General features: G+C 72.9%; 22 protein-coding genes and 3 tRNA genes. 13 read left to right on the forward strand and 12 right to left on the reverse strand.

From position 1 onward, the window contains the following. Nucleotides 1–61: 61 nt before the first annotated feature. The 6 genes from E3Z34_RS18785 to E3Z34_RS08030 form a co-directional block, all read right to left on the reverse strand. Nucleotides 62–925, reverse strand: coding sequence for a sensor histidine kinase (locus E3Z34_RS18785; RefSeq protein ID WP_238695413.1), 864 nt, complete (start codon nucleotides 923–925; stop codon nucleotides 62–64). Between the two features lie 312 nt (nucleotides 926–1,237). Continuing rightward, nucleotides 1,238–1,759, reverse strand: coding sequence for a spermidine synthase (locus E3Z34_RS08010; RefSeq protein WP_194092442.1), 522 nt, complete (start codon nucleotides 1,757–1,759; stop codon nucleotides 1,238–1,240). A gap of 1 nt (nucleotide 1,760) precedes the next feature. After that, complete coding sequence (locus tag E3Z34_RS08015) at nucleotides 1,761–3,290, reverse strand: helix-turn-helix domain-containing protein (protein ID WP_134773184.1); 1,530 nt, start codon at nucleotides 3,288–3,290, stop codon at nucleotides 1,761–1,763. Nucleotides 3,291–3,335: 45 nt separating this feature from the next. Continuing rightward, nucleotides 3,336–4,619: an HRDC domain-containing protein gene (locus E3Z34_RS08020; protein WP_134773185.1), complete on the reverse strand. Its 1,284-nt coding sequence runs from the start codon at nucleotides 4,617–4,619 to the stop codon at nucleotides 3,336–3,338. A 2-nt stretch (nucleotides 4,620–4,621) separates the two neighbouring features. Then, entirely contained in the window at nucleotides 4,622–5,266 is a 645-nt protein-coding gene (locus tag E3Z34_RS08025; protein ID WP_134773186.1) for a DUF3000 domain-containing protein, read from the reverse strand. A 61-nt stretch (nucleotides 5,267–5,327) separates the two neighbouring features. After that, entirely contained in the window at nucleotides 5,328–5,909 is a 582-nt protein-coding gene (locus tag E3Z34_RS08030; RefSeq protein WP_158288642.1) for a GNAT family N-acetyltransferase, read from the reverse strand. Nucleotides 5,910–5,952: 43 nt separating this feature from the next. Here E3Z34_RS08030 and hemE point away from each other — a divergent pair, with 43 nt between their 5' ends. Continuing rightward, nucleotides 5,953–7,026, forward strand: coding sequence for a uroporphyrinogen decarboxylase (gene hemE / locus E3Z34_RS08035; RefSeq protein ID WP_238695414.1), 1,074 nt, complete (start codon nucleotides 5,953–5,955; stop codon nucleotides 7,024–7,026). Nucleotides 7,027–7,063: 37 nt separating this feature from the next. Here the strand turns inward: hemE and nadE are convergent, their stop codons facing one another. Beyond that, the gene (gene nadE, locus E3Z34_RS08040) at nucleotides 7,064–7,909 is read right to left on the reverse strand and encodes an ammonia-dependent NAD(+) synthetase (RefSeq protein ID WP_134773188.1); all 846 of its coding nucleotides are present in this window, start codon (nucleotides 7,907–7,909) and stop codon (nucleotides 7,064–7,066) included. After that, nucleotides 7,866–8,837 carry a DUF4349 domain-containing protein gene (locus E3Z34_RS08045; RefSeq protein ID WP_134773189.1) on the reverse strand — a complete coding sequence of 324 codons (972 nt, stop codon included), beginning with the start codon at nucleotides 8,835–8,837 and terminating at the stop codon, nucleotides 7,866–7,868. Before E3Z34_RS08045 ends, nadE begins: the two co-directional genes overlap by 44 nt. A 125-nt stretch (nucleotides 8,838–8,962) precedes the next feature. Here E3Z34_RS08045 and E3Z34_RS19745 point away from each other — a divergent pair, with 125 nt between their 5' ends. From E3Z34_RS19745 to hemQ, 3 genes are read left to right on the forward strand one after another with little or no spacing between them, the layout of a single operon-like run. After that, complete coding sequence (locus E3Z34_RS19745; RefSeq protein WP_338043797.1) at nucleotides 8,963–9,754, forward strand: FAD-dependent oxidoreductase; 792 nt, start codon at nucleotides 8,963–8,965, stop codon at nucleotides 9,752–9,754. Continuing rightward, the gene (locus E3Z34_RS19450) at nucleotides 9,637–10,392 is read left to right on the forward strand and encodes a protoporphyrinogen/coproporphyrinogen oxidase (protein WP_338043807.1); all 756 of its coding nucleotides are present in this window, start codon (nucleotides 9,637–9,639) and stop codon (nucleotides 10,390–10,392) included. Before E3Z34_RS19745 ends, E3Z34_RS19450 begins: the two co-directional genes overlap by 118 nt. Before the next feature lie 5 nt (nucleotides 10,393–10,397). Then, nucleotides 10,398–11,105 (forward strand): hydrogen peroxide-dependent heme synthase, encoded by a 708-nt coding sequence (hemQ, locus tag E3Z34_RS08055; RefSeq protein WP_134773190.1) that lies wholly within the window; start codon nucleotides 10,398–10,400, stop codon nucleotides 11,103–11,105. A gap of 49 nt (nucleotides 11,106–11,154) precedes the next feature. On the opposite strand, the gene msrB is transcribed toward hemQ, so the two are convergent. Beyond that, nucleotides 11,155–11,622 carry a peptide-methionine (R)-S-oxide reductase MsrB gene (gene msrB / locus E3Z34_RS08060; RefSeq protein ID WP_134773191.1) on the reverse strand — a complete coding sequence of 156 codons (468 nt, stop codon included), beginning with the start codon at nucleotides 11,620–11,622 and terminating at the stop codon, nucleotides 11,155–11,157. Between the two features lie 59 nt (nucleotides 11,623–11,681). Here msrB and ligD point away from each other — a divergent pair, with 59 nt between their 5' ends. Further along, complete coding sequence (ligD, locus tag E3Z34_RS08065) at nucleotides 11,682–12,743, forward strand: non-homologous end-joining DNA ligase (RefSeq protein ID WP_134773192.1); 1,062 nt, start codon at nucleotides 11,682–11,684, stop codon at nucleotides 12,741–12,743. A gap of 181 nt (nucleotides 12,744–12,924) precedes the next feature. Here ligD and E3Z34_RS19455 read toward each other — a convergent pair whose 3' ends face one another. Further along, nucleotides 12,925–13,902 carry a hypothetical protein gene (locus E3Z34_RS19455; RefSeq protein WP_134773194.1) on the reverse strand — a complete coding sequence of 326 codons (978 nt, stop codon included), beginning with the start codon at nucleotides 13,900–13,902 and terminating at the stop codon, nucleotides 12,925–12,927. Nucleotides 13,903–14,138: 236 nt separating this feature from the next. Here E3Z34_RS19455 and E3Z34_RS08080 point away from each other — a divergent pair, with 236 nt between their 5' ends. Genes E3Z34_RS08080 through E3Z34_RS08090 form a run of 3 tightly spaced genes read left to right on the forward strand, consistent with a single transcriptional unit; the run spans nucleotide 14,139 to nucleotide 17,425 of the window. Then, on the forward strand, nucleotides 14,139–15,242 hold the full coding sequence (locus tag E3Z34_RS08080; protein WP_134773195.1) for an ATP-dependent DNA ligase: 1,104 nt from the start codon (nucleotides 14,139–14,141) through the stop codon (nucleotides 15,240–15,242). Beyond that, nucleotides 15,239–16,522 (forward strand): alpha/beta hydrolase family protein, encoded by a 1,284-nt coding sequence (locus tag E3Z34_RS08085; protein WP_134773196.1) that lies wholly within the window; start codon nucleotides 15,239–15,241, stop codon nucleotides 16,520–16,522. The genes E3Z34_RS08080 and E3Z34_RS08085 overlap by 4 nt, the downstream gene beginning before the upstream one ends. Nucleotides 16,523–16,558: 36 nt before the next feature. Further along, nucleotides 16,559–17,425 (forward strand): PPK2 family polyphosphate kinase, encoded by an 867-nt coding sequence (locus E3Z34_RS08090; protein ID WP_134773197.1) that lies wholly within the window; start codon nucleotides 16,559–16,561, stop codon nucleotides 17,423–17,425. A gap of 39 nt (nucleotides 17,426–17,464) precedes the next feature. On the opposite strand, the gene glgX is transcribed toward E3Z34_RS08090, so the two are convergent. Further along, on the reverse strand, nucleotides 17,465–19,591 hold the full coding sequence (glgX, locus tag E3Z34_RS08095; protein ID WP_134773198.1) for a glycogen debranching protein GlgX: 2,127 nt from the start codon (nucleotides 19,589–19,591) through the stop codon (nucleotides 17,465–17,467). Nucleotides 19,592–19,741: 150 nt separating this feature from the next. On the opposite strand from glgX, the gene E3Z34_RS08100 reads away from it, so the two are divergent. From E3Z34_RS08100 to E3Z34_RS08115, 4 genes are all read left to right on the forward strand, one after another. Beyond that, nucleotides 19,742–20,812: a YihY/virulence factor BrkB family protein gene (locus E3Z34_RS08100; RefSeq protein WP_158288643.1), complete on the forward strand. Its 1,071-nt coding sequence runs from the start codon at nucleotides 19,742–19,744 to the stop codon at nucleotides 20,810–20,812. A gap of 108 nt (nucleotides 20,813–20,920) precedes the next feature. Then, nucleotides 20,921–20,993, forward strand: a tRNA-Gly gene (locus E3Z34_RS08105). A 28-nt stretch (nucleotides 20,994–21,021) separates the two neighbouring features. After that, a tRNA-Cys gene (locus tag E3Z34_RS08110) sits at nucleotides 21,022–21,092 on the forward strand. Nucleotides 21,093–21,119: 27 nt separating this feature from the next. Further along, nucleotides 21,120–21,194, forward strand: a tRNA-Val gene (locus E3Z34_RS08115). Nucleotides 21,195–21,291: 97 nt separating this feature from the next. On the opposite strand, the gene E3Z34_RS08120 is transcribed toward E3Z34_RS08115, so the two are convergent. After that, the gene (locus E3Z34_RS08120; RefSeq protein ID WP_134773200.1) at nucleotides 21,292–21,498 is read right to left on the reverse strand and encodes a helix-turn-helix domain-containing protein; all 207 of its coding nucleotides are present in this window, start codon (nucleotides 21,496–21,498) and stop codon (nucleotides 21,292–21,294) included. A 353-nt stretch (nucleotides 21,499–21,851) separates the two neighbouring features. On the opposite strand from E3Z34_RS08120, the gene E3Z34_RS08125 reads away from it, so the two are divergent. Beyond that, a complete protein-coding gene (locus E3Z34_RS08125; protein WP_134773201.1) occupies nucleotides 21,852–22,190 on the forward strand; it encodes a hypothetical protein in 339 nt (112 codons plus the stop codon). Nucleotides 22,191–22,332 lie beyond the last annotated feature (142 nt).

Raw genomic sequence — 22,332 nt, forward strand, 5'->3', positions numbered from 1 at the left:
GCGGCTGCCGCGGAGCGCCAGAGGACGCCCCCGACCCCGCGCACCATCCAGGCGCCGGACATCACGGGGGCGCCCAGCAGGGCGCCGCCGGCGAAGACCACGCCCTGGGCGACGGCCGTGGGGACGGGCGCGGCCGCCCGCCCGAGGAAGAGCGCGGCGGCCAGCAGGGTGGCGCCCACCACCAGGGGGGACGCGCCACCGGGCCGGGAGGGGAGGTTGATGGCGCACTCCAGCCCTGCCAGGGCCACGATGACCAGCGTCTCGACGACGTCCCGGCGCGGGGGCGTCCCAGGACGAGCGGGCCGGACCGTCCGGGGACCGGGTGCGGGCCGGGCAGCCCCGCGCCGTCCGGCGGCAGCTCGTGCTGACCGGGTGCGCCGTCGGTGCCCTCCGCGGCCCGCAGGATGCCGAGGAGTCGGCGCAGCTCGCTCGTGGCCAGCTGGGTGCGTGCCCTGATCGCGGGCACCGCCCGGGCCACGTCCTCGTCGGAGCGGTCGCCCTCGAGCAGGCGGCCGCTGCGCTCGTGCACCTCCGAGAGCGCTTCCAGGAGCACCCGACGGATGTCGAGCGCGAGCCGGCGCCGTTCCTCGCGCACGGCGGCCTCGACGACCGTCCCCAGCGGGACCGCGCGCTCGCGCTCGGCGCGCAACCGCCGTTGCCGCGCGGCCCGGCGCGAGTCCCGGACGTGCAGGACGACCACGCCACCGACCCCGTAGACGTAGACCAGGGCCAGGGCGAGCAGGGGCGTGGACGTCTCGTGCGGGACCAGGACGGCGGTCGCGACCGCCAGCACCGCGGCGACCGCGAGGACGAGCCCCTCGCGCAGCAGCGCCTGCCGGCTCCACGGGTCCATCGCCATGGGCGCCATCCCATCGTGCGCGAGCTCGGCGGGGCGACGCTCGCGAGGTGGACCTGCGTCGGTCATGAGGATGATCTTGGCGCAGGCGGCGCCGCCGCGGGGGAAGGTCAGCGCAGGTTGAGCAGACCGGTGTCGGAGGGGCGGGGGAGGGCTCGCCCACCTCACCGAAGGGCCGGGCACCCTTCTCGGAGGAGGCCGTGCGGGCGCTGCTGCGCCACTCGCTGGGAAAGCTGGCCCGGGCGGCGACACGGCTGAGGGAGACGTCGTCCAGAGGGCACGGTGAGGCGACCACGACGACGTTGCCGAAGCGCCTGCCCTTGGCGACCTCGCGGAGCAGGAGGAGGCCGACGTGGGGGAGCCGGGTGCGCAGGGTGGCGGTCAGCCGGGACACCCAGCGCAGACCCGGCTCGTCGGAGGCGTTGACGAGGAGGAGCCCGTCCGGTGACAGCACCCGGGCCACCTGCGCCGCCCAGCGGGTGCCCGCGAGCTCTCCCGGCAGCTGACCCTGGTCGTAGGCGTCGACGACGACGACGTCGGCCGAGCCGTCGCGCAGGGCGGGCAGCCCCTCTGCCCGGTGACCGGCCGGACCCGGATCCGGTGACCGCGCGGCAGGGGCAGCTCGCGGCGCACCAGCTCGGTCAGCGCGACGTCCGGCTCCAGCACGATCTGTGGGCTGCCGGGGTGGGTGCGGTGCAGCCACCGGGCGAGGGTCATCCCCGCGCCACCGACGTGGGTAACGGCCAGAGGGGCGGGGTCGGGCCGCAGTGCCTGCAGCACGAGGGCGAACTGCTCGACGTACTCGAAGACGAGCAGCAGTGGGTCGTCCGGGTCGACGTAGGACTGGGGGAAGCCGTCGCGGACCACGGTGGCCCCGCCCCGTTCGTCCCAGACGACCGACACCTCAGATGTCGCGGAAGGTCTGGATCTGCGCGCCCAGCGCGTTGAGCCGGGTGGCGAGGTCCTCGTAGCCGCGGTTGATGACGTAGACGTTGCGCAGCACCGACACCCCGGGCGCCGCGAGCATCGCCAGCAGGATGACCACACCGGGGCGCAGGGCGGGCGGGCACATGATCTCGCCGGCGCGCCACTTGGTCGGGCCCTCGATCATCACCCGGTGGGGGTCCATCAGGTGCACCTTGGCCCCGAGGGTGGTGAGCTCGGTGAGGTAGATGGCGCGGTTCTCGTAGACCCAGTCGTGGATGAGCGTCGAGCCCTGGGCGCAGGCGGCGATGATCGCGAAGAAGGGCAGGTTGTCGATGTTGAGGCCGGGGAAGGGCAGCGGGTGGATCTTGTCCAGCGGAGCCTTGAGGGGCCCTGGCTTGGTGGTGAGGTCCACCAGCCGGGTGTGGCCGTTCGCGCTGGTGTACTCCTCGCTGAGGTGGCACTCGAACCCCATGGTGTCCAGCACGGCCAGCTCGATCTCCATGAACTCGATGGGGACGCGCCGGACCGTGATCTCGCTGCCGGTGACCACCGCGGCCGCGAGAAGGCTCATGGCCTCGATCGGGTCCTCGGAGGGGGAGTACTCGATGTCCTGGTCGATGTGCTCGACGCCGGTGACGGTGAGGGTGGTGGTGCCGAGGCCCTCGATCTGCACGCCGAGCTGCTGAAGGAAGACGCACAGGTCCTGGACCATGTAGTTGGACGAGGCGTTGCGGATGACCGTCGTCCCGGGGTGGCGGGCGGCGGCCAGCAGGACGTTCTCGGTGACGGTGTCCCCGCGCTCGGTGAGCACGATGGGGCGCGTCGGGCGCTTCGCCGGGTCGACCGACACGTGGTAGGACCCGGTGGTGGCCGTGACGTCCAGCCCGAAGTGCCGCAGCGCGATGAGGTGCGGCTCCACGGTGCGCGTGCCGAGGTCGCAGCCACCCGCGTAGGGGAGCTCGAAGAAGCCGAACTCGTGCATGAGCGGGCCGAGGAACATGATGATCGTGCGGGTGCGGCGGGCGGCCGTCTCGTCCATCGAGCCCAGGTCGATGGTCTCCGGCGGGGTGATCTCCAGGTCGGAGGAGTCGGGGAGCCAACGGATCTTGAAGCCGATGCTGGTCAGCACCTCGGTGATGCGGTTGACCTCCTCGATCCGGGCGAGGTTGCGCAGCGTGGTCCTTCCCTTGTTGAGCAGGGAGGCGCACAGCAGCGCCACGGCGGCGTTCTTGGAGGTGCGGACGTCGATCTCGCCGGACAGCTTCACGCCACCGGTGATCCGGAGGTTCTGCGGGACGCCGGAGGAGACCTGGACGATCTCGGAGTCCAGCTTCTCCCCGATCCGGGCGATCATCTCCAGCGAGAGGTTCTGCTTGCCCTGCTCGATGCGGGCCACGGCGCTCTGGCTGGTGCCGAGGAGCTCGGCCAGCTCGGCCTGGGTGAGGTCCTTGTGACGCCGGGCGTCACGGATCAGTCCGCCGATGCGGGACAGGTAGCTCTCGGTCATGGACGCCCACTCTAGATCACATATATGAGATACGGACGAGTGATGTCAGCCGGGCGGGTCGAGGCTGGCGACGAGCAGGGGGACCACCAGCTCTCGCTGCCAGGCCCGGGCCCCGAGCTCGGCGCAGGCCGCGTCGACACCGGCCACCGACCGGTCCTGCGGGGGCCGCCACAGGACCCGGCGGACGGTGTCGGGGCTCATGAGGTTCTCGACCGGGACGTCCACGCGTGCGGACAGCCCGGCCAGCGCCTCGCGCACCTGGACCAGGCGTTCGGCAGCCTCCGGGTCGCGGTCGGCCCAGGCCCGCGGCGGCGGCGGGGCGTCCCGGCGGGCGGGGGCGGGGAGCTCGTCCTCCGGGAGCTCGACGGCCGTCCTGATCGCGGTCAGCCAGGTGCGCTGGTGGCGCAGGAGCCCCTGCTCGGCGCGCCGCTGCCGGCTGCGGGACCGCTCGGGCCGGGCCGACGGCAGGGCGGAGGCCTGCCGGGGGAGCCGGTGCGCCAGGTCGACCAGGGTCGCGTCGGGCAGGACCCGCACGGTCGAGACGTCCCGCTCCCGGGCGATGGCGTCGCGCGCGAGCCACAGCTCCCGCAGCGCCGCCAGCTGACGGGCCGACCGCAGTCGGTGCAGGCCGGAGGTGCGGCGCCACGCATCCGGGTCGTCCGGCCCGGGCGGGCCGGTGAACGTGGTCAGGGCCTCGAACTCCTGACGGGCCCACTCGGCCTTGCCCTGCTCGAGCAGGTCACGCTCCATGCGGTCCCGCAGGGCAACGAGGAGCTCGACGTCGAGGGCGGCGTAGAGCAGCCACGGCTCGGGCAGCGGCCGGGTGGACCAGTCGACGGCCGAGTGCTCCTTGGCCAGCGTGATCCCGAGGTAGTACTCGAGCACCGCAGACAGGCCGACCCGGGGCAGGCCGGCGAGCCGGGCGCCGAGCTCGGTGTCGAAGAGCCGCCGGGGGCGCATCCCGACGTCGGCCAGGCAGGGGATGTCCTGGGTGGCGGCGTGCAGGACCCACTCGGCGTCCGCGAGCGCCGCGTCCAGGTCGGTGAGGTCGTCGAACGGGATCGGGTCGACCAGCCAGGTGCCGGAGCCCGCACGGCGCAGTTGGATGAGGTAGGCGCGCTGGCCGTAGCGGTAGCCCGAGGCCCGCTCGGCGTCGACGGCCACGGGTCCGGTGCCGGCGGCGAGGGCCGCGACGCAGGCCGCGAGCCCCTCCGGGGTGTCGACGACGTCGGGCACCCCGTCCGCGGGGGCGGTGAGGCGTTCGTAGTCGTTGATCGGGTCGTCGTCGGGGTGGTCCTCCGACCCCTCCGGCGCCGGCTCCGACGTCACGCTCACCACCGGACGCCGGTCAGCGCGACGACACCCTCCGGCAGCGGGGGCAGGCCGGCGAGGGTGCAGAGCAGGTCGCCCCAGGCGCCGAGGTTGAGCGCGAGCTCGTGCGGCTCGGACCCCTGCGTGAGGACGGGGGTCCACGAGGCCCGGATCTCCAGCTCCACCGACGGCTCCCGCTCGGACAGGGCGCCGAAGCTCTCCGAGGTGACGCAGGTGACGGTCCCCGCCGGGGCGGCATACCCCAGCCCGGCGCCCTCGAGCGCGTCCGTGAGCCAGGACCAGCCGGCCTGACCCGCGAGCGGGTCGTGCCCAACCTCGGGCTCCATGAGCGCCTTGGCGTAGGTCACCGCGCGCCACGTGCCCTCCCAGGGCTCGGGGCCGGACGGGTCGTGCAGCAGGACGAAGCGGCCGGTCGCGATGGCGTCGTCGTCCTCGGAGAGGTGCGACGGCACGACCTCCCCGGAGAGCGCCACGGCGTGCGGGGCCAGCCTGGTGGGGGCGGGCACCTCCTCGAGGACCAGCTCGGGCCGGACCAGGGCACCGCGCAGCCCCTCGATCGCACGGGCGAAGAGCGTCGCCTCGGGCGCCGTGGACCCGCCCGCCGGCCGCTGCCGGGAACGAGTCTCACTGATTCGGCTCACCACGCCTCCCACAGTAGGGCCCCCGTCGCGCCTTCTGCAGCAGCGCAACGCCGACCGGACGCGGTCACTCCTCGCGCAGGAGCGACCACGCCTCGTCGTCCCACCAGGTCCCGTCCGGGGCGAGCACGGCCGAGCGCTCGGTGCCCTCGTGGGTGAAGCCGAGCCGGGCGAGCAGGCGGGAGGACGCCACGGCCGGGGCGAAGACGCGGGTGGTGATCCGGCGCAGCCGGCCAGGGCCCAGCGCCAGCCCGACCATCGCCCGCACCGCCTCCGTCGCCAGCCCGCGGCCCTGCACCTCGGGGTGCACCGCATACCCGAGCCATCCCTCCACCTCCCGCGTCCGGGCCGGGGCCACGGCCGAGCACGGCCGCACCGTGAGACGCACGTCGCCGACGAGCCGACCCTCCACCTCCACGCCCCCGGCCACCACCCTCGCCTCCGTGAGCCATCCGCTCACGAGCGCCGCGGCACCGGGGAGGTCCAGCGGGGGATGCCCCAGGTATGCGGCCACCTCCGGGTGCCGCCGGTACGCGTGCACCGCGGCCACGTCCGACGTGCCCACCGCGCGCAGCAGCAGGCGCCCGGCCCGAACGGGGAGGGCGGCGCGCACCCGGTCGGCGGCGGCTGCCGCGTCGTCGTCGCTCACCCGGCCAGTCTTCCAGCGCGCCCGTGCGTGGGACACTCGCCCCGTGACCTCCCCGACCGTGCCCAGCCCGTCCAGCCCGTCCAGCCCGTCCGACAGCGTCCTGGTCCGTGCCGCCCGGCAGCAACCGGTGCCCCACACCCCCGTCTGGTTCATGCGCCAGGCCGGAAGGTCGCTGCCCGAGTACCGCGCCCTCCGCGCCGACGTGGGGATGCTGGAGTCGTGTCGCACCCCTGAGCTGGTCACCGAGATCACCCTGCAGCCGGTCCGCCGCCACGGGGTGGACGCGGCCATCTTCTTCAGCGACATCGTCGTGCCCCTCATGGCCGTCGGTCTCGACCTCGACATCGTCGCCGGCGTCGGGCCGGTGATCGCCGAGCCGGTGCGCACCCGCGCCGACCTGGACCGGCTGCCCGAGCTCACGGCGGACGCCATACCCGACATCACCGAGTCCGTGCGACGGCTCGTGGCCGCGCTCGGGCCGACCCCGCTCATCGGCTTCGCCGGCGCCCCGTTCACCCTCGCCTCCTACCTGGTGGAGGGCGGGCCGAGCAAGAACCACGAGCGCACCAAGGCGCTCATGCACGGCGACCCGGAGCTCTGGTCCGACCTGTGCGCACGGCTCGCGCAGATCTCCGCCACCTTCCTGCGTGTGCAGGTCGAGGCCGGCGCCGGCGCCGTGCAGCTCTTCGACAGCTGGGCCGGGCACCTCTCGCGCGCCGACTACCTGCGGCACGTGGAGCCGCACAGCCGTGCGGTCCTGTCCGAGGTGGCCGGGCTGGGGGTGCCGCGGATCCACTTCGGCGTGGGGACGGGCGAGCTCCTGGCGCCGATGGCGGACGCGGGTGCGGAGGTCATCGGCGTGGACTACCGGGTCAGCCTCACCGACGCGGTCGAGCGCACGGGGGGGCGGTACGCCGTGCAGGGCAACCTCGACCCGGCCCTGCTGTTCGCGCCGTGGGAGGCGCTGGAACGGCGCGTGCGCGAGATCGTGGAGGAGGGCCGGTCCGCCCCGGGGCACATCTTCAACCTGGGTCACGGCGTGCTGCCGGCCACCGACCCCGAGGTGCTGACGCGGGTGGTCTCGCTGGTGCACGAGGTCTCCGCGCGGCCGGAGTGACGGGGCCCGCGTCCGACGCGGGTGACGGCGCGGCCGGTCAGCGGTCGCGCAGGTAGCCGTCCGGGGTGACGGGGAGGGCGCGCTTGTGGGCGGTGCGGCGGTACCAGCCCAGGATGGTCGCCTCGTCCTCGGGGGTGACCTGCCGGCCCTCGAGGTAGTCGTCGACGGCCTCGTAGCGGACGCCGAGCGCCTCCTCGTCGGCCCGCAACGGCTTGTCGCTCTCCAGGTCGGCCGTGGGCACCTTGGCCACGAGCTCGGGCGGGGCGCCGAGGTGCCGGCAGATCTCCCGGACCCGCCGCTTGGGAAGGCCGAAGAGGGGGGTGAGGTCGGCCGCGCCGTCGCCGAACTTGGTGAAGAAGCCGACGACCGCCTCGGCCGCCTGGTCGGTGCCGATCACGGCCAGGCTCCGCGTCCCGGCCACGGCGAACTGCGCCACCATCCGGTGCCGGGCCTTGACGTTGCCCTGGTGGTAGTCGTCGACCTCGTCGCTGACGTGCAGACCGGCGGCGAGGAGGGCCTGCCACTGCGCGTCCACCCCTGGCCGGATGTCCACGGTCAGCACCTCGTCGGCGCCGATGAAGTCGACCGCCCGCCGGGCGTCGTCCTCGTCGGCCTGCTCACCGTAGGGCAGTCGCATCGCGACGAAGGTGGCCTGCCCGCCGGAGGCCCGGACCCGCTCGCAGGCCAGCTGGGCGAGCCGCCCCCCGGTCGTCGAGTCCACGCCACCGCTGATCCCGAGGACGTAGCCCTTCAGGCCGGTGTCCCGCAGGTAGGTCGCGAGGAAGTTGATCCGTCGCTCGGCCTCGGCGGCGGCGTCGAAGGTGTCGGGGTCGACGACCTCAAGAGCGGTCCGGATCTCCTGCTGCAGCTGCGTGTCGGTCACCGTCCGAGCCTAGCGACGCGGCGGGGCGGACGGCGCGACGCCGCCTCCACCACAGCAGCGGCAGGACGAGGAGCGTCGCGAGCAGCAGGAAGGGCAGCACGGCGCCGAGCGCCGTGAGCAGCACGGTCACCGAGCCGGTGAAGGCCTCCCACCCCTGGCGGAGACCGGGGAGGAACCCGCGGGTGCTGGTCTGCGCGACCTCGGCGCCCTCCTCCGCCAGGTGGAGGGTGATGGTCGAGCGTGAGACGTCCTCCTCGAGGACCTTCATCCGTGCCTTCAGCGCGTCGAGGTCGGCCTCGCGGGCGGCCAGCTCCCGCTCCAGGTTCGCGATGTCCGAGACGCTGCCGGCCTCCGCGACCAGCTCACGGAGCCGCTGCGCGCCGGCCTCGAGGGTGGCCACGCGGGCCTCGACGTCGCGGTACTCCGCCTTGACGTCCTCGGCGCTGCTGCGGCTGCCGGTCACCTCGCCCAGCTCGCCCAGGCTGGTGACCACGGAGTCCAGGCCCTGGGAGGGGACGCGCAGCACGATCGAGGCGTAGCCGGGCCGCTCGTCGTCCCCCGGGACGACCTCCTCCGACTCGACCCACCCCCCGGCCCCGGTCGCGGTGGCCCGGGCCCGCGTGACCGCCTGCGAGACGTCACCCACCTGGACCTCCAGCTCCACCCGGCGCACCATCATCGGTCCCTCGCCGTCGGGAACGTCGGCAACGGTGCCGACGTCCGACCCCACGGCCGCCTGCTCCGCCGCCGCGTCCCCGGCCTCGCCCTCCGCCGCGTCCCCGCCGCTGTCGTCGCCCGAGCCCCGGTCCGCGGCCGGGGCCGCCAGGTCCGGGGCACCTCCGTCCAGGGCGTCGTCCGAGGTGCTCGCCGAGCACCCCGCCAGCACCAGCACCAGGCCCAGCAGCACGGCGATCAGTCGTCCGGTCATGACTCCTCCTCGGGTCTGCCCCTGCGACGGGGCCGGGCGGCGGACGGTTCCTCCCCCCCAGGTCACGATCGTGTCACGGGACGCTGGTGGCGGGGCCGGCTCGCGCGGATGAGAAGGTGGTCGGTATGCCGCCCCGCCCGACCACCTACCTCGTCGTCGGGGGAGGCATCAGCGGGCTGGCGGCGGCCGAGGAGATCACCCGCCGGGACCCGGCCGCGCGGGTCACCCTCCTCGAAGTCGCCGACCGGGTCGGGGGCAAGCTGCGGGGCGAGCCCGTCGCCGGCCGGACCCTCGACGTGGGGGCGGAGGCCTTCCTCATGCGACGCCCGGAGGCGAGCGACCTGGTGGGTCGGGCCGGGCTGGCCGGTGACCTCGTCCACCCCAGCGGCGCACCGGCGCAGGTGTGGAGCCGGGGCACCGTCCACCCGCTGCCTCGCCGCACGCTCATGGGCGTGCCCGCCGATCCGGGGTCCCTGCGCGGCCTGCTGACGCCGGCGGAGGTCGACCGCGTCCGCGCCGAGCTGACGCCCCGCCTGGAGGCGGAGGACTGCGACGTCGCCTCCCTCGTCTCCGACCGGCTGGGAGCGGCGGTGACCGAGCGGCTCGTGGAGCCGCTCCTCGGCGGTGTCTACGCCGGTCACGCGCGACTCCTGTCCGCCCGAGCGGCGCTGCCCAGCTGTTCGAGGTGGCGCGCAGCGGGGGCTCGCTGCTGGCGGCCGTCGACGCCCTGCTCCCCGCGCCCCACGACGGCACGCAGACCCGTTCGGCCGCCCCGGTCTTCGGGACCGTGCGCGGCGGCCTGCACCGCCTCCCGGCCGCCCTGGAGCAGGTCCTGCGCGACCGCGGCGTCACCGTCCTCACCTCGACCGTGGTCCGCGAGCTGCACGCGCTGGACGAGGGAGGCTACGAGGTGGTGACCGGCCCGCGGCCCCGACCCACGGCATACCGGGCCGACGCGGTGGTGCTGGCCCTGCCGCCCGCGCCGACCGCCCGGCTCATGCGCGACCTCGCTCCGGAGGCCGCCCGGGCGCTGGCCGGGGTGGAGACCGCCTCGATGGCGGTCGTCACGCTCGCCCTGCCCACCCGGGAGCTGGGGGAGCTTCCCGGCTCCGGCTTCCTCGTGCCGCCCGTGGACCGCGCCTTCGTGAAGGCCGCGACGTTCAGCGCGACCAAGTGGGAGTGGGTGCGCGAGGCCGGACGGGGGGCCGGTCCCGCGGGGGAGGACCTGACCTTCCTGCGCGCCTCGGTCGGGCGCCACCGGGAGGAGGCCACGCTGCAGCGGCCCGACGAGGAGCTGGTGCGCGGCGCGCTGACCGACGTCGGTCGGGCCCTGGGCCGCGTGCTCCCCGTCCCCGTCGACGCGCACGTCCAGCGGTGGGGTGGGGGGCTGCCGCAGTATGCGGTGGGCCACCACCACCGCGTCGCCGAGGTCCGCGCCGCTGTCGCGAGCCTGCCGGGCCTGGCCGTCTGCGGCGCCACCTACGACGGGGTGGGGATCCCCGCCTGCATCGCCTCGGCCCGCGCGGCCGCCACCCAGGTCACCGAAGGAGAATGAGGACCATGAGCGACTACACCGAGCCCACCGCGGAGCAGGTCGAGCAGATCAACACGCAGATCCGCTACGCCGCCTACTCCGTCTTCCGCGCCGCCGCCCCCCTGCCCCAGGACCGCTCCGGGCTGGCCCGGCAGGTGCGCGAGCTCTTCGCCGAGCTGACCGAGCAGGGGCTGGTCGTCCGGGGGGTCTACGACGTCTCCGGGCTCCGCGCCGACGCCGACCTGCTCATCTGGTGGCATGCCGCCGACGTGGAGACCGTGCAGCGGGCCTACCAGAGGTTCCGGCAGACCCACCTGGGCCAGCACCTGGAGCCGGTGTGGAGCAACGTCGGGCTGCACCGTCCGGCCGAGTTCAACCGGGGCCACGTGCCGGCGTTCCTCTCCGGGCACGCCGCCAAGGCCTACCTGTGCGTCTACCCCTTCGTGCGCTCCTACGACTGGTACGTCCTCGACGACGCGGAGCGGCGTCGCATGCTCCGTGAGCACGGGGAGGCGGCCCGGGACTACAAGGACGTCCTGGCCAACACCATCTCCTCCTTCGCCCTGGGGGACTACGAGTGGCTGCTGGCCTTCGAGGCCGACGAGCTGCACCGCATCGTCGACCTCATGCGCGACCTGCGGGCCACCGACGCGCGGCTGCACGTGCGCGAGGAGGTCCCCTTCTTCACCGGCCCGCGGGTGGAGCTCGACGCCCTGGTGGCCAGCCTGCCCTGAGCAGGACGCGACCGGATCTCCCGGCGCGCCCCGCCCAGGAACCTCCCCGTCAGGCCTGGGAGTCCCCGGCGGGCTGCAGCGTCATGGCGATGGAGTTCATGCAGTAGCGCAGGTCGGTGGGGGTGTCGTACCCCTCGCCCTCGAAGACGTGCCCCAGGTGGGAGCCGCACGACCCGCAGCGCACCTCGGTGCGGGTGCGTCCCAGCGAGTCGTCCTGGAGGTACTGCACGCGGTCCTCGGCCAGCGGCGCGTAGAAGCTGGGCCAGCCGCAGTGGGAGTCGAACTTGGTCTCGCTGCGGAAGAGCTCCGCGCCGCAGGCCCGGCAGCTGTAGACGCCCTCGGTCCTGGTGTCGGTGTACTCGCCGACGAAGGGTCGCTCCGTGCCGGCCTCCCGGAGCACGTGGTACTCCTCCGGGGTGAGGCGGGCCTTCCACTCCTCCTCGGAGCGGGCTGCGGGGTAGGCGGAGGTGTCGGCCGCGGCGGCCGCACGGGCAGGGGTGTCGTGGTGGGACTGCATACCGAAGTGAACCACGCAGGGCCCGCAGACCTTCCCGTCCGGTGGCTAGATTGGCCCGTATGCCCGACGCCCTCACCCTCACCGCTCCCGGCCCCGACGGACAGGAGCGGTCGGTGCGCCTCAGCAGCCCCGACAAGGTGGTCTGGCCGGCCACCCACCGGGGCGGTGCGATCACCAAGGCGGGGCTGGCGGCCTACCTGGAGGCGGTGGCAGAGCCCATGCTCCGCGGGCTGGCCGACCGGCCCGTGACGCTCCAGCGGGTCCGGGGTGGGATCGAGGGGGAGGAGTTCTACTCGAAGAACCCGCCGAAGGGGGTTCCGGAGTGGTCCCGCACGACACCGGTGACCTACCCCAGCGGCCGCAGCCACGACCAGCTCGTCGTCGACGACCTCGCGACGCTGCTGTGGACGGCCCAGATGGGCACGGTGACGTGGCACCCCTGGCCGGTCCGCACGGGGGACAACGACCACCCCGACGAGGTGCGGATCGACCTGGACCCCCAGCCCGGCCGCGCCTACCGCGACGTGGTGGAAGCCGCACGGGGTCTGCGCGAGGTGATGGAGCAGGTGGGTCTCACCCCCTTCGTCAAGACCACCGGCAGCCGGGGCGTGCACGTCTTCGCCCCTGTCGTGCCCAGCCTGGAGTTCCTCGACGTGCGGCACGCCGTGATCGGGATCGCCCGCGAGCTGGAGCGGCGCCTGCCCGACCTCGTGACGACGGCGTGGTGGAAGGAGGAGAGGGGGGAGCGGGTCTTCGTGGACTTCAACCAGGCCACGCGGGACCGCACCCTGGCGGCGGCCTGGAGCCCGCGGATCCTGCCGGGAGCTCCGGTGTCGGTGCCGGTCACCTGGGAGCAGCTGGGGGAGGTCACGCCGGCCGACCTCACCGTGCATACCGTGCCGGACTGGCTGGCCGAGCACGGCGACCCCTGGCGCGCCATGCACGACCAGCCGGGGGACATCGGGGCGGCGCACGCCCTCTGGGAGGCTGACCTGGAGCGCGGCCTGGGTGAGCTCAACTTCCCGCCGGACCACCCCAAGATGCCGGGCGAGCCGCCGCGGGTCCAGCCCAGCAAGAAGGTGGCCGAGCACTGGGACGAGGAGGGCAACCGGGTGGGGTAGGGCGGTCGCGGATGGCGTGGTGACGTGGCGGTTCCCGGTGACACATCGGTTGCCCCAGGAACGTCGGTGTCACCGCGTCGCGGGGACGGGGGCCGGCCGGCGCAGCAGGAGAGGGTGCGACCACCACCACGGCTCCCCACCTGGCCCCCACCACCACGGCTCACCACGTGACCACCACGGCTCACCAAGGGAGGGGCCGCCCGTCGCGCGTCCTCACCCGCACGGGGGGAGGCGGGCATGCCAGCCCGTGCGCCACCGCCTCGAGAAGTTGGCGCACGAAGAACTGGGGGCGGCGGTAGAGCGTCCACGGCGACACCTGCACCACGCGGACCCCCCGGGCCACCATCGCGGAGTCGCGCTCCACCGTGCGGGCCCACCTGTCACCGAACTCCCTGTCCGGGCCCTGGTGGTAGGTGCGGGAGTGGACCTGGATGGCCGTGCCGGCGGCGGCCAGGTAGCCGTCGGGGATCGCGATGAGGTCTCCATCCGGGGTCTCGAGACGGCAGTTGGTGTAGAGCTCCGCCAATCCGGGGGTGGCCGCGACGATCCTGCGCAGGGTCGCCTCGGGCCGGGACCACGCGCCGTCGCGAAAGGCGGCAAGGCCCTGCCGGAGCCCCCCGACCAGGGCTACTGGACGCTGCCAGAGCTCGGCCTCGAGGGCTTCCGGCGCACCCAGCCCTCGCTGCAGCGTGGCGATGGCGAGGTCCTCCGCCTGTTCGCCGACGAGCCCCTCGTACTGCGCGGCATCGACGAGGGCTCGGACGGCCGGGACCAGGGCGACCGGTGGTGCCGGCCCCCGACGCGGCAGGGGACGATGGGTGCGGACGGTCCTCGCCAGGTCGGTGCTGCGGGCCCGGGCGGTCTGAGGCACGAGGAAGGTGGCCACGCCGGGGTCCCGGGCGTGCAGGCCGTGCTCCTGCAGCGCCAGACGGCCGGTGAGGAAGGCCCTCGGTCCCGCCCACAGGGCTGCGGCCACCAGGAGGTCGGACCGGTCCAGGGCACCCCGGTGGGGGACGAGGACTCCCGGGAGGGGTGACTGCCACCGCGTCGCCCTGGCGTGCCGGATCTGACCGACGGTGAACCCCGCCGCGCGCAGCTGGCCCACGGTCGCCAGGCCGCGCTGCGCCGGGAGCTGCGGGAAGGCCGGGGGTGTGCTCATGGCTCCGAGCGTGCCGGATCTGCCGGCGACGCGGAGGTGGCCTGTGGACAAGCGCACGTCCGGGCATGAGGACGAGACGATGCCGGCCCGACGCGGTGACACATGGGTCGTCCTGGGCACATCGGTGCCACCGCATCGCCCTGACGCGGCGTCCGCGACGAGCGCGAGGTCCGACCTGCCGGTCCCGACGTGCCGGTCCGGGGGTGCGGCGCTGCACGCTGTGGTTGAGTGGCCCCGTGGACCTGCCCGTTCTGCCCCCGGTCAGCCCGATGCTGGCCAAACCGGCCTCCGGCCTGCCGGAGGGCTGGCTCTACGACCCGAAGTGGGACGGTTTCCGCTCGATCGTCTTCCGGGACGGGGACGAGGTCGAGCTGGGGTCGCGCAACGAGAAGCCGATGACCCGCTACTTCCCCGAGCTCGTGGCCGCCGTCCGGGCCGAGCTGCCCGAGCGCTGCGTGGTCGACGGGGAGATCGTCGTCGCCAGGGCCGACGGCGAGCGCCTGGACTTCGAGCTGCTGAGCCAGCGGATCCACCCGGCCGACTCGCGCGTCCGGATGCTCGCGGAGACCACGCCGGCCGCCTTCGTCGCCTTCGACCTGCTCGCGCTGGGGGACGAGGACCTCAGGTCGCGGCCGTTCCGCGAGCGCCGGGCCCGGCTCGAGGAGATCCTCCCCGAGCGCTCGGCCGGATCGATCCACCTGTCGCCCCTCACCGCCGACCCCGAGGTCGCCATGCGCTGGTTCACGCAGTTCGAGGGTGCGGGTCTGGACGGCGTCATCGGCAAGGATCCGGAGGCGCCCTACCAGCCGGGTAAGCGGGTGCTCACCAAGCTCAAGCACACGCGCACGGCCGACTGCGTGGTCGCGGGCTACCGCACCCACAAGTCGAGCGACCGGGCGATCGGCTCGCTGCTGCTCGGCCTGTATGACGCGGACGGTCGCCTCGCGCACGTGGGTGTCTCCTCGTCCTTCCCGATGAAACGGCGCCACGAGCTCTTCGAGGAGCTGCAGCCGTGGGTCACCGGGCTCGACGGGCACCCCTGGGACTGGGCCCGTCACCTGGAGGGCGAACGCACCCCCAGCAAGAGCGCGGGGTCCCGCTGGGCCGCCGGCAAGGACCTGTCCTTCACCCCGCTGCGACCGGAGCGGGTGGTGGAGGTCCGCTACGACTACCTGGAGGGCGACCGCTTCCGCCATACCGTCCAGTTCGTGCGCTGGCGCGAGGACCGGGAGCCGGCCAGCTGCACCTACGACCAGCTCGAGACGCCCGTCGACTTCCGGCTCAGCGACGTCCTGGGCGCGCCGGTCACGGGGGAGGAGCGGGGGGTGGAGCGGTCATGAGGTCCTGGGCGCGGGACGCGGGTCCGAGGCAGCCCGCCGCCACCTCGACGGTCACCCGGTCCGCTGGCCGGGCGGTCGCGGTCGGGGCGGGGGTCGCGGCCGGTGCCGCGCTCGGCGGGGCGGTGTCGATGGGTACGGCCACGTACTTCGCCCACCGGATCATCACCCCGGAGCACGAGAAGAAGGACGACACCACGATCCTGGCGGTGGACGAGGAGGCCGGCACCGTCACCCTCCGGGCGACACCATGGACGGTGGCGCCCGGCCGCTACGGGCTCTGGCTCGACGACGGCCGTGGTCATGCCCGGCTGGGGGACGTGGTCGCGACCTCGGAGGACGTGGAGCGGCTGGTCGCCACCGCACCGTCGCCGACCGGGGCCAAGGAGCCACGTCCGGCGCGCCGGGGCACGGTCACCCGCCGGGTGCTCGGCGTGGACGCCGGGGAGCTGGCTCCCGGCCCGGCCCGCTGGAACAAGTACTTCTACCGCGGCACGCCGGAGTCGGCCCTCGGCCTGGAGCAGGAGGACGTGGTCGTCACCTCCGACGTCGGCGACCTGCCCACCTGGCGCGTGCCGGCGGCCCCCGAGCGCGACACGGGTGACTGGGCGATCCTCGTGCACGGCCGCAGCGCCATGCGCGAGGAGACCCTGCGCGCCGTCCCCGTCCTGCACCAACTGGGCTTGACGTGCCTGATCCCGATGTACCGCAACGACATCGGCGCGCCCCCGTCCTCCGACGGGCGCTACTCCCTGGGCCTGTCGGAGTGGCGTGACGTCGACGCGGCCATGCGCTACGCCCTGGCCCACGGGGCGCGCCGGCTGGTGCTGGTGGGATGGTCGATGGGCGGGGCGATCGTGCTGCAGGCCCTCAACCGGTCCGACGTCGCGCACCGGGTGCACCGGGTGGTGCTCAACGGGCCGGTCATCGACTGGGGGCACGTGCTGGCCCACCAGGCCGACCTGCACCTCATACCCCGGCCCATCGACCACCTGGCCCGCGCGGTGATGCGGAGCCCCCTGTCCCAGCACCTGCTCCGCATCGCCGAGCCCGTCGACGTGGCCGCCACCAACTGGGTGGACCGCGCCGACGAGGTCAGCCACCGCATCTTCATCATCCACTCGGCCACGGACGAGACCGTGCCCTACGGCCCGTCCCAGGACCTGGCCCGGCGACGCCCGGGCGTGGTGCACACCTTCGTGTGGCCGCGGGCCCGGCACTGCCAGGAGTGGAACACCAACCCCTCCCTCTGGGAGGACCTTGTCGCCAGCTTCCTCCGCTGACCTGCGGGTCCGCCGGGCCGGTGGCAGGATGGGCCGATGGCCAAGAAGAAGACGACGACGTCAGCCACCCCGTTCATCGATGCGCTCCGGGTCGGCGAGGGGTTCGTCCTCGCCGACGCGGACACCCGCTCCACCCCCGCCTTCACGGGTGACAAGGTCCAGGGCAAGGAGGCCCTAGTCGCGGCGGACGACGAGCTCGACACCCTCCAGGAGCAGCTCTTCGCGATGAGCCGCACCGGTGACACCCGCCGTCGGTTGCTGCTGGTCATCCAGGGCATGGACACCTCCGGCAAGGGCGGGATCATGCGGCACGTGGTCGGCTCCGTCGACCCGCAGGGCGTCTCGATCACGGCCTTCAAGAAGCCCACGGCGGAGGAGCGGAAGCACCCGTTCCTCTGGCGCATCCGCAAGGCCCTGCCCGAGCCGGGCATCATCGGCGTCTTCGACCGCTCCCACTACGAGGACGTGCTGGTGGTCCGGGTGCACGACCTGGTGCCGCCGCAGCAGTGGGCCCGTCGCTACAGCACCATCAACGACTTCGAGAAGGACCTGGTCGACGACGAGGTGACCGTCATCAAGGTGATGATGCACATCTCGCCGCAGGAGCAGAAGGAGCGGCTGGCCGAGCGGCTGGCCCGACCGGACAAGCACTGGAAGTTCAACCCCGGCGACCTCGACGAGCGGCAGCACTGGGCGGCCTACCAGGAGGCCTACCAGGTCGCCCTGGACCGGTGCAGCCCGGCGCACGCGCCCTGGTTCGTCGTCCCGGCCGACCGCAAGTGGTACGCCCGGCTGGCGGTGCAGCAGCTGCTGCTGGAGCACCTGCGCGCCCTGGACCTGACCTGGCCGACGGCCGACTTCGACGTGGCGGAGCAGACCGCCCGGCTGGAGCAGATGCGGTGAGCCGCCACCGGCGACCGGGACCCGGTCGGTGCTGAGGGCCTAGCCCTTCAGCTCCGGCTGGGGCGTCGCCTGCAGCACCACGACCGCCCGTGCCGGCATCTCGTGGGTCTTGCCGGTGTACCACGGCACGTCGTCGTCCAGGTCGTCCCCGCTGGTGTCGACCACGACCCTCCAGGTCGTCGTGTCGATCCCGTCCGGAACGGTGAACGGCACGGCGTCGTGGTGGCCGTTGAAGAGCAGCAGGAAGTGGTCGTCGGTGACCGCGCGCCCCTGGTCGTCCCGCTCGGTGATCGCCTCGCCGTTGAGGAAGAGGGTGAAGGCCTGCTCGCGCAGGTGCCACTCGTGCTCGGCCATGAGGTTGCCGTCGGGCGTGTACCAGAGGATGTCCCCGAGGTCGCTGGTGCCGCCATGCCCGGCGTCGCCCTCGAAGAACCGCCGGCGGCGGAAGGCCGGGTGCTCACGCCGGAGTGCGATGAGGGAGGAGGTGAAGTCCAGCAGGTCCTCCTTGCCCGGGTCGAGGTCCCAGTCCATCCAGGCCAGCTCGTTGTCCTGGGCGTAGACGTTGTTGTTGCCGTGCTGGCTGCGTCCCATCTCGTCCCCGTGGGCCAGCATCGGGACGCCCTGGCTGAGCATGAGGGTGGCCAGGAAGTTCTTGTGCTGCCGGTGCCGGAGGGCGCGGACCTCCGGGTCGTCCGTCGGGCCCTCGACCCCGCAGTTCCACGAGCGGTTGTGCTCCTCGCCGTCCTTGCCACCCTCCCCGTTGGCCTCGTTGTGCTTCTGGTTGTAGGAGACCAGGTCGCTCATGGTGAAGCCGTCGTGCGCCGTGATGAAGTTGATGGAGGCGATGGGCCGGCGGCCGCTGTGGGCGTAGAGGTCGGAGGACCCGGTCAGGCGTGAGGCGAACTCACCCATGGTGGCCGGGGCGCCCCGCCAGAAGTCGCGGACGGTGTCGCGGTACTTGCCGTTCCACTCCGTCCACAGCGGAGGGAAGTTGCCGACCTGGTAACCCCCGTCACCGAGGTCCCACGGCTCGGCGATGAGCTTGACCTGGGAGATGATCGGGTCCTGCTGGATGATGTCGAAGAAGGCGGACAGCTTGTCCACCTCGTGGAACTGACGGGCCAGGGTGGCGGCGAGGTCGAAGCGGAAGCCGTCGACGTGCATCTCGGTCACCCAGTAGCGCAGCGAGTCCATGATGAGCTGCAGCACGTGCGGGTTGCGCATGAGCAGGCTGTTGCCGGTGCCGGTCGTGTCGTAGTAGTGCGCCTTGTCGGTGTCGACGAGCCGGTAGTAGCTGGCGTTGTCGATGCCGCGGAAGGACAGGGTGGGGCCGAGGTGGTTGCCCTCGGCGGTGTGGTTGTAGACCACGTCGAGGATGACCTCGATGCCCGCCTCATGCAGCGTCCTGACCATCGCCTTGAACTCGGTGACCTGCTCTCCGAGCTCCCCGGTGGCGGAGTAGGCGTTGTGCGGGGCGAGGAACCCGATCGTGTTGTAGCCCCAGTAGTTGGACAGGCCCTTGTCCTGCAGGTGCGGGTCGTTGACGAACTGGTGCACGGGCAGCAGCTCGATCGCGGTCACCCCCAGCCGGGTGAGGTGCTCCACGACCGCGGGGTGGGCGATCCCCGCATACGTGCCCCGGATCTCCTCGGGGACCTCGGGGTGGTTGGCGGTCATGCCCTTGACGTGCGCCTCGTAGATGACGCTGTCGTGGTAGGCGTGGCCCGGCGGGCGGTCGTGGCCCCAGTCGAAGTACGGGTTGGTGACCACGGAGAGCATCGTGTGGGCGGCCGAGTCGTCCTCGTTGAACGAGGCGGGGTCGCCGAAGTCGTAGGCGAAGAGCGCCTGGTCGCCCTTGATCTGGCCGGTGATCGCCTTCGCGTACGGGTCCAGCAGGAGCTTGTGCGGGTTGAACCGGTGGCCCTCGTCCGGGGCGTAGGGGCCGTGGACGCGGTAGCCGTAGCGTTGCCCCGGCTGGCAGCCGGGAAGGAAGCCGTGCCACACGTAGGCGTCGACCTCGGTGAGCGGCATGCGCTCCTCCACCCCGTCGTCGTCGAAGAGGCAGAGCTCGACCGCCGTGGCGTTCTCGGAGAAGATCGCGAAGTTGGTGCCGCGACCGTCGTAGGTGGCGCCGAGGGGATAGGCGGTGCCGGGCCAAAGATCCATGGGGTTCAGGTGCTTTCGTTCGTCGGGCAGGAGGCTCGATCACGTCGTCGCCCAAAGGATGAGTCTACGGCGCGGGTCCGGTATGCCGTGCCGCCGGCGGGCGGCACGTCGCCGCCGCCGGGGTCTGGTCGCCCGCTAGCGTGGGCACCCGTGGCGACGCCTTCCTCGAGCCGGCCGACGGTGCGTCAGCGGCTGCGGCGGCTCATCGCACCGGTCCCGGGTGCGGTGCCGCTGGTCCGGCTCGTGGCCGAGACCTTCACCGTCGCCTTCCGCTACCGGGCGACCGGTCTGGCGGCCGAGGCCGCCTTCTTCACCCTGCTGTCGCTGCCGCCGCTGCTGCTGGCGCTGGTCGCCGGGGCCGGTTTCGCCTCGGAGTGGCTGGGCCCGGCGACGCTGCTGCGCATGTCCACGGCGATCCGGTCCTGGTCGCTGAGCTTCCTCACCCCGGAGACGGTCAACGAGGTCATCATGCCGACCTTCCGGGAGACGCTCGAGGTGGGCCGGGCCGACCTGCTCTCCGTCGGATTCCTCCTTGCCCTCTGGTCCGGCTCCAGGGCCCTGCACATCTTCATCGACGCCATCTCGATCATGTACGGCCAGGGGGGTGACCGCGGACCGGTCAAGGCCCGCATCGTCTCCCTCACGGCATACCTGGTCTCCGTCGTGGCGATGGGCCTGGTCCTCCCGCTGCTCATCATCGGACCTGGTTACCTGCTGCGCTGGCTGCCGGACGAGCTCGACCTGCTCATGGGCCTCTACTGGCCCCTGGTGGGCATCCTGGGGATCGTCAGCCTGACCGGCCTGTTCCACTTCGCGACGCCGCAACGCTCGCCCTACTTCCGCGACCTGCCGGGTGCCCTTCTCACCGTCGCCCTGTGGGTGCTGAGCTCGGTCCTCATCCGCCGCTGGGCGGAGGACGCCGCCGGCGGCTGGTCGGTCTTCGGCCCGCTGACCGCACCGATCATCCTGCTGGTCTATCTCTACTTCCTGTCCTTCGCCGTGCTCGTGGGCGCCTCCCTCAACGCCGCCGTGAGAAGGCTGTGGCCCCCGCCGGAGTACCGCGGGCCCACGGCGCGGGTCCACGAGTGGTGGGGTGAGCGCCGGGCGACCCGGGAGGCGCGCTCGCAGGAGAGGGCCGCACGGCACGCGGCGCGGGCCCGGACCGACGAGGAGGAGGAACGGCACCTGGAGGACATGGACGGCATCCCAGGACCCCGTTGACCTGCGGCGCAGCACGTGTCCGGACACGCCGCGCCAGGTCGAATTTGGCCCTGCCGGGTCCGTCGGCTAATGTCTTCTTTCGCGCCGCTGATCACAGCGGAGCGACCTGCGGATGTAGCTCAGTTGGTAGAGCGCAACCTTGCCAAGGTTGAGGTCGCCGGTTCGAGGCCGGTCATCCGCTCGGAGGCAGAACCACCTTGATGCCTCATGGTGGCGTGGCCGAGAGGCGAGGCAACGGCCTGCAAAGCCGTCTACACGGGTTCAAATCCCGTCGCCACCTCGCAGTCTCGATCAGGCTTCCAGCCACGGGCGATTGGCGCAGTGGTAGCGCGCTTCCTTGACACGGAAGAGGTCACTGGTTCAAACCCAGTATCGCCCACCATATAGTCGCAGGTCAGAGGCCCTTTCGAGGGCCTCTGCTTGTGTCCGAGGAACAAGCGAGGAACATCGGGCGGGCCTTCCGGGCACGCATGGGGCTGTCATTCGGTCCGGCGCCACCCGCCAACCGGTCGGGCGTCGATGAACCGCTCGATCGAGTCCAGCTTGATCCGCAGCGTCCTGCGCCCGAGCCGGACGGCGTCGAGGTGCCCGTCGGCGATGTAGCGGCGCACAGTCTTGGTCGAGACCGCGAGGACGTCGGCCGCCTCGGTCAGCGACACGAGCTTGCGGGTGAGGGTGGCAGCCATAGTCGTCTCCTGGTCGGTGGCGGCTCGTCTGGCCGCTCTCATCCCCAAGGCCACAGAGCAGGCCGCGAGTGGCCACCAGCGCGTGTCGGGCAGCGCCGCGGTCGCGTCAGCCCGTAGGCATTAGGTCGGCGTAGCTGGTGGCACCCGGGCGCGGCACGTGGACTGACTGGCCGTCGTAGTGTCGTTACCGGATCGTGACTTCTAGGTGCTTCCTGGGAGTGACCGGCGGCGTGTACGTTCTGCGCGTTGCTTCACGTCGGGTGGGGCCTTCGAGAAGCGCGGGGACGGCCATGGGTGGTCGGGGTGGGGCTGGCCTGGGTTGGACCGGGGTGCCGGAGGCGTGGCGAGCCTGGGTGCGATGGCTGACCGGGGCGCTGGTGATGGTGCTGGCGGTGACGATCGGTGGGCCGGCGTCGGTGGCCGCGCCGCAGGAGGAGGCCACGAGCACGACCAGTCCCCTAGACGAGCAGCCCGCGGAGACCAACTCCACTGCTGAGGGAGAGAACCTGCCGGTCCCGGCCGTGGGCAAGGATGACGTGGTCTCGGCGTCGGTGGCGGCACGGGTCAGCGGGAAACCCGTCACGGTGGAGTCGTTGACCGATGAGTTCTCCACCACCGCGGTCAACCCGGACGGCTCGTACACCACCCAGATGTCGGCCCGGGCAGCAGCGGTTCCGCGGCGCCGAGGGTGAGTGGGTGGAGGTCGACCTGGATCTGCAGCTCCGCGCCGACGGGTCGGTCGGGCCGGAGGCGCACCCGTTGGGGATCCGACTGCCTGGGGACGCTGGCCCGGGCGGGAAGCTGGTCGACGCCGTCAGCGTGACCCACCCTGGG

This window comes from Ornithinimicrobium flavum, assembly GCF_004526345.1.
Taxonomy (GTDB): Bacteria; Actinomycetota; Actinomycetes; order Actinomycetales; family Dermatophilaceae; genus Ornithinicoccus; species Ornithinicoccus flavus.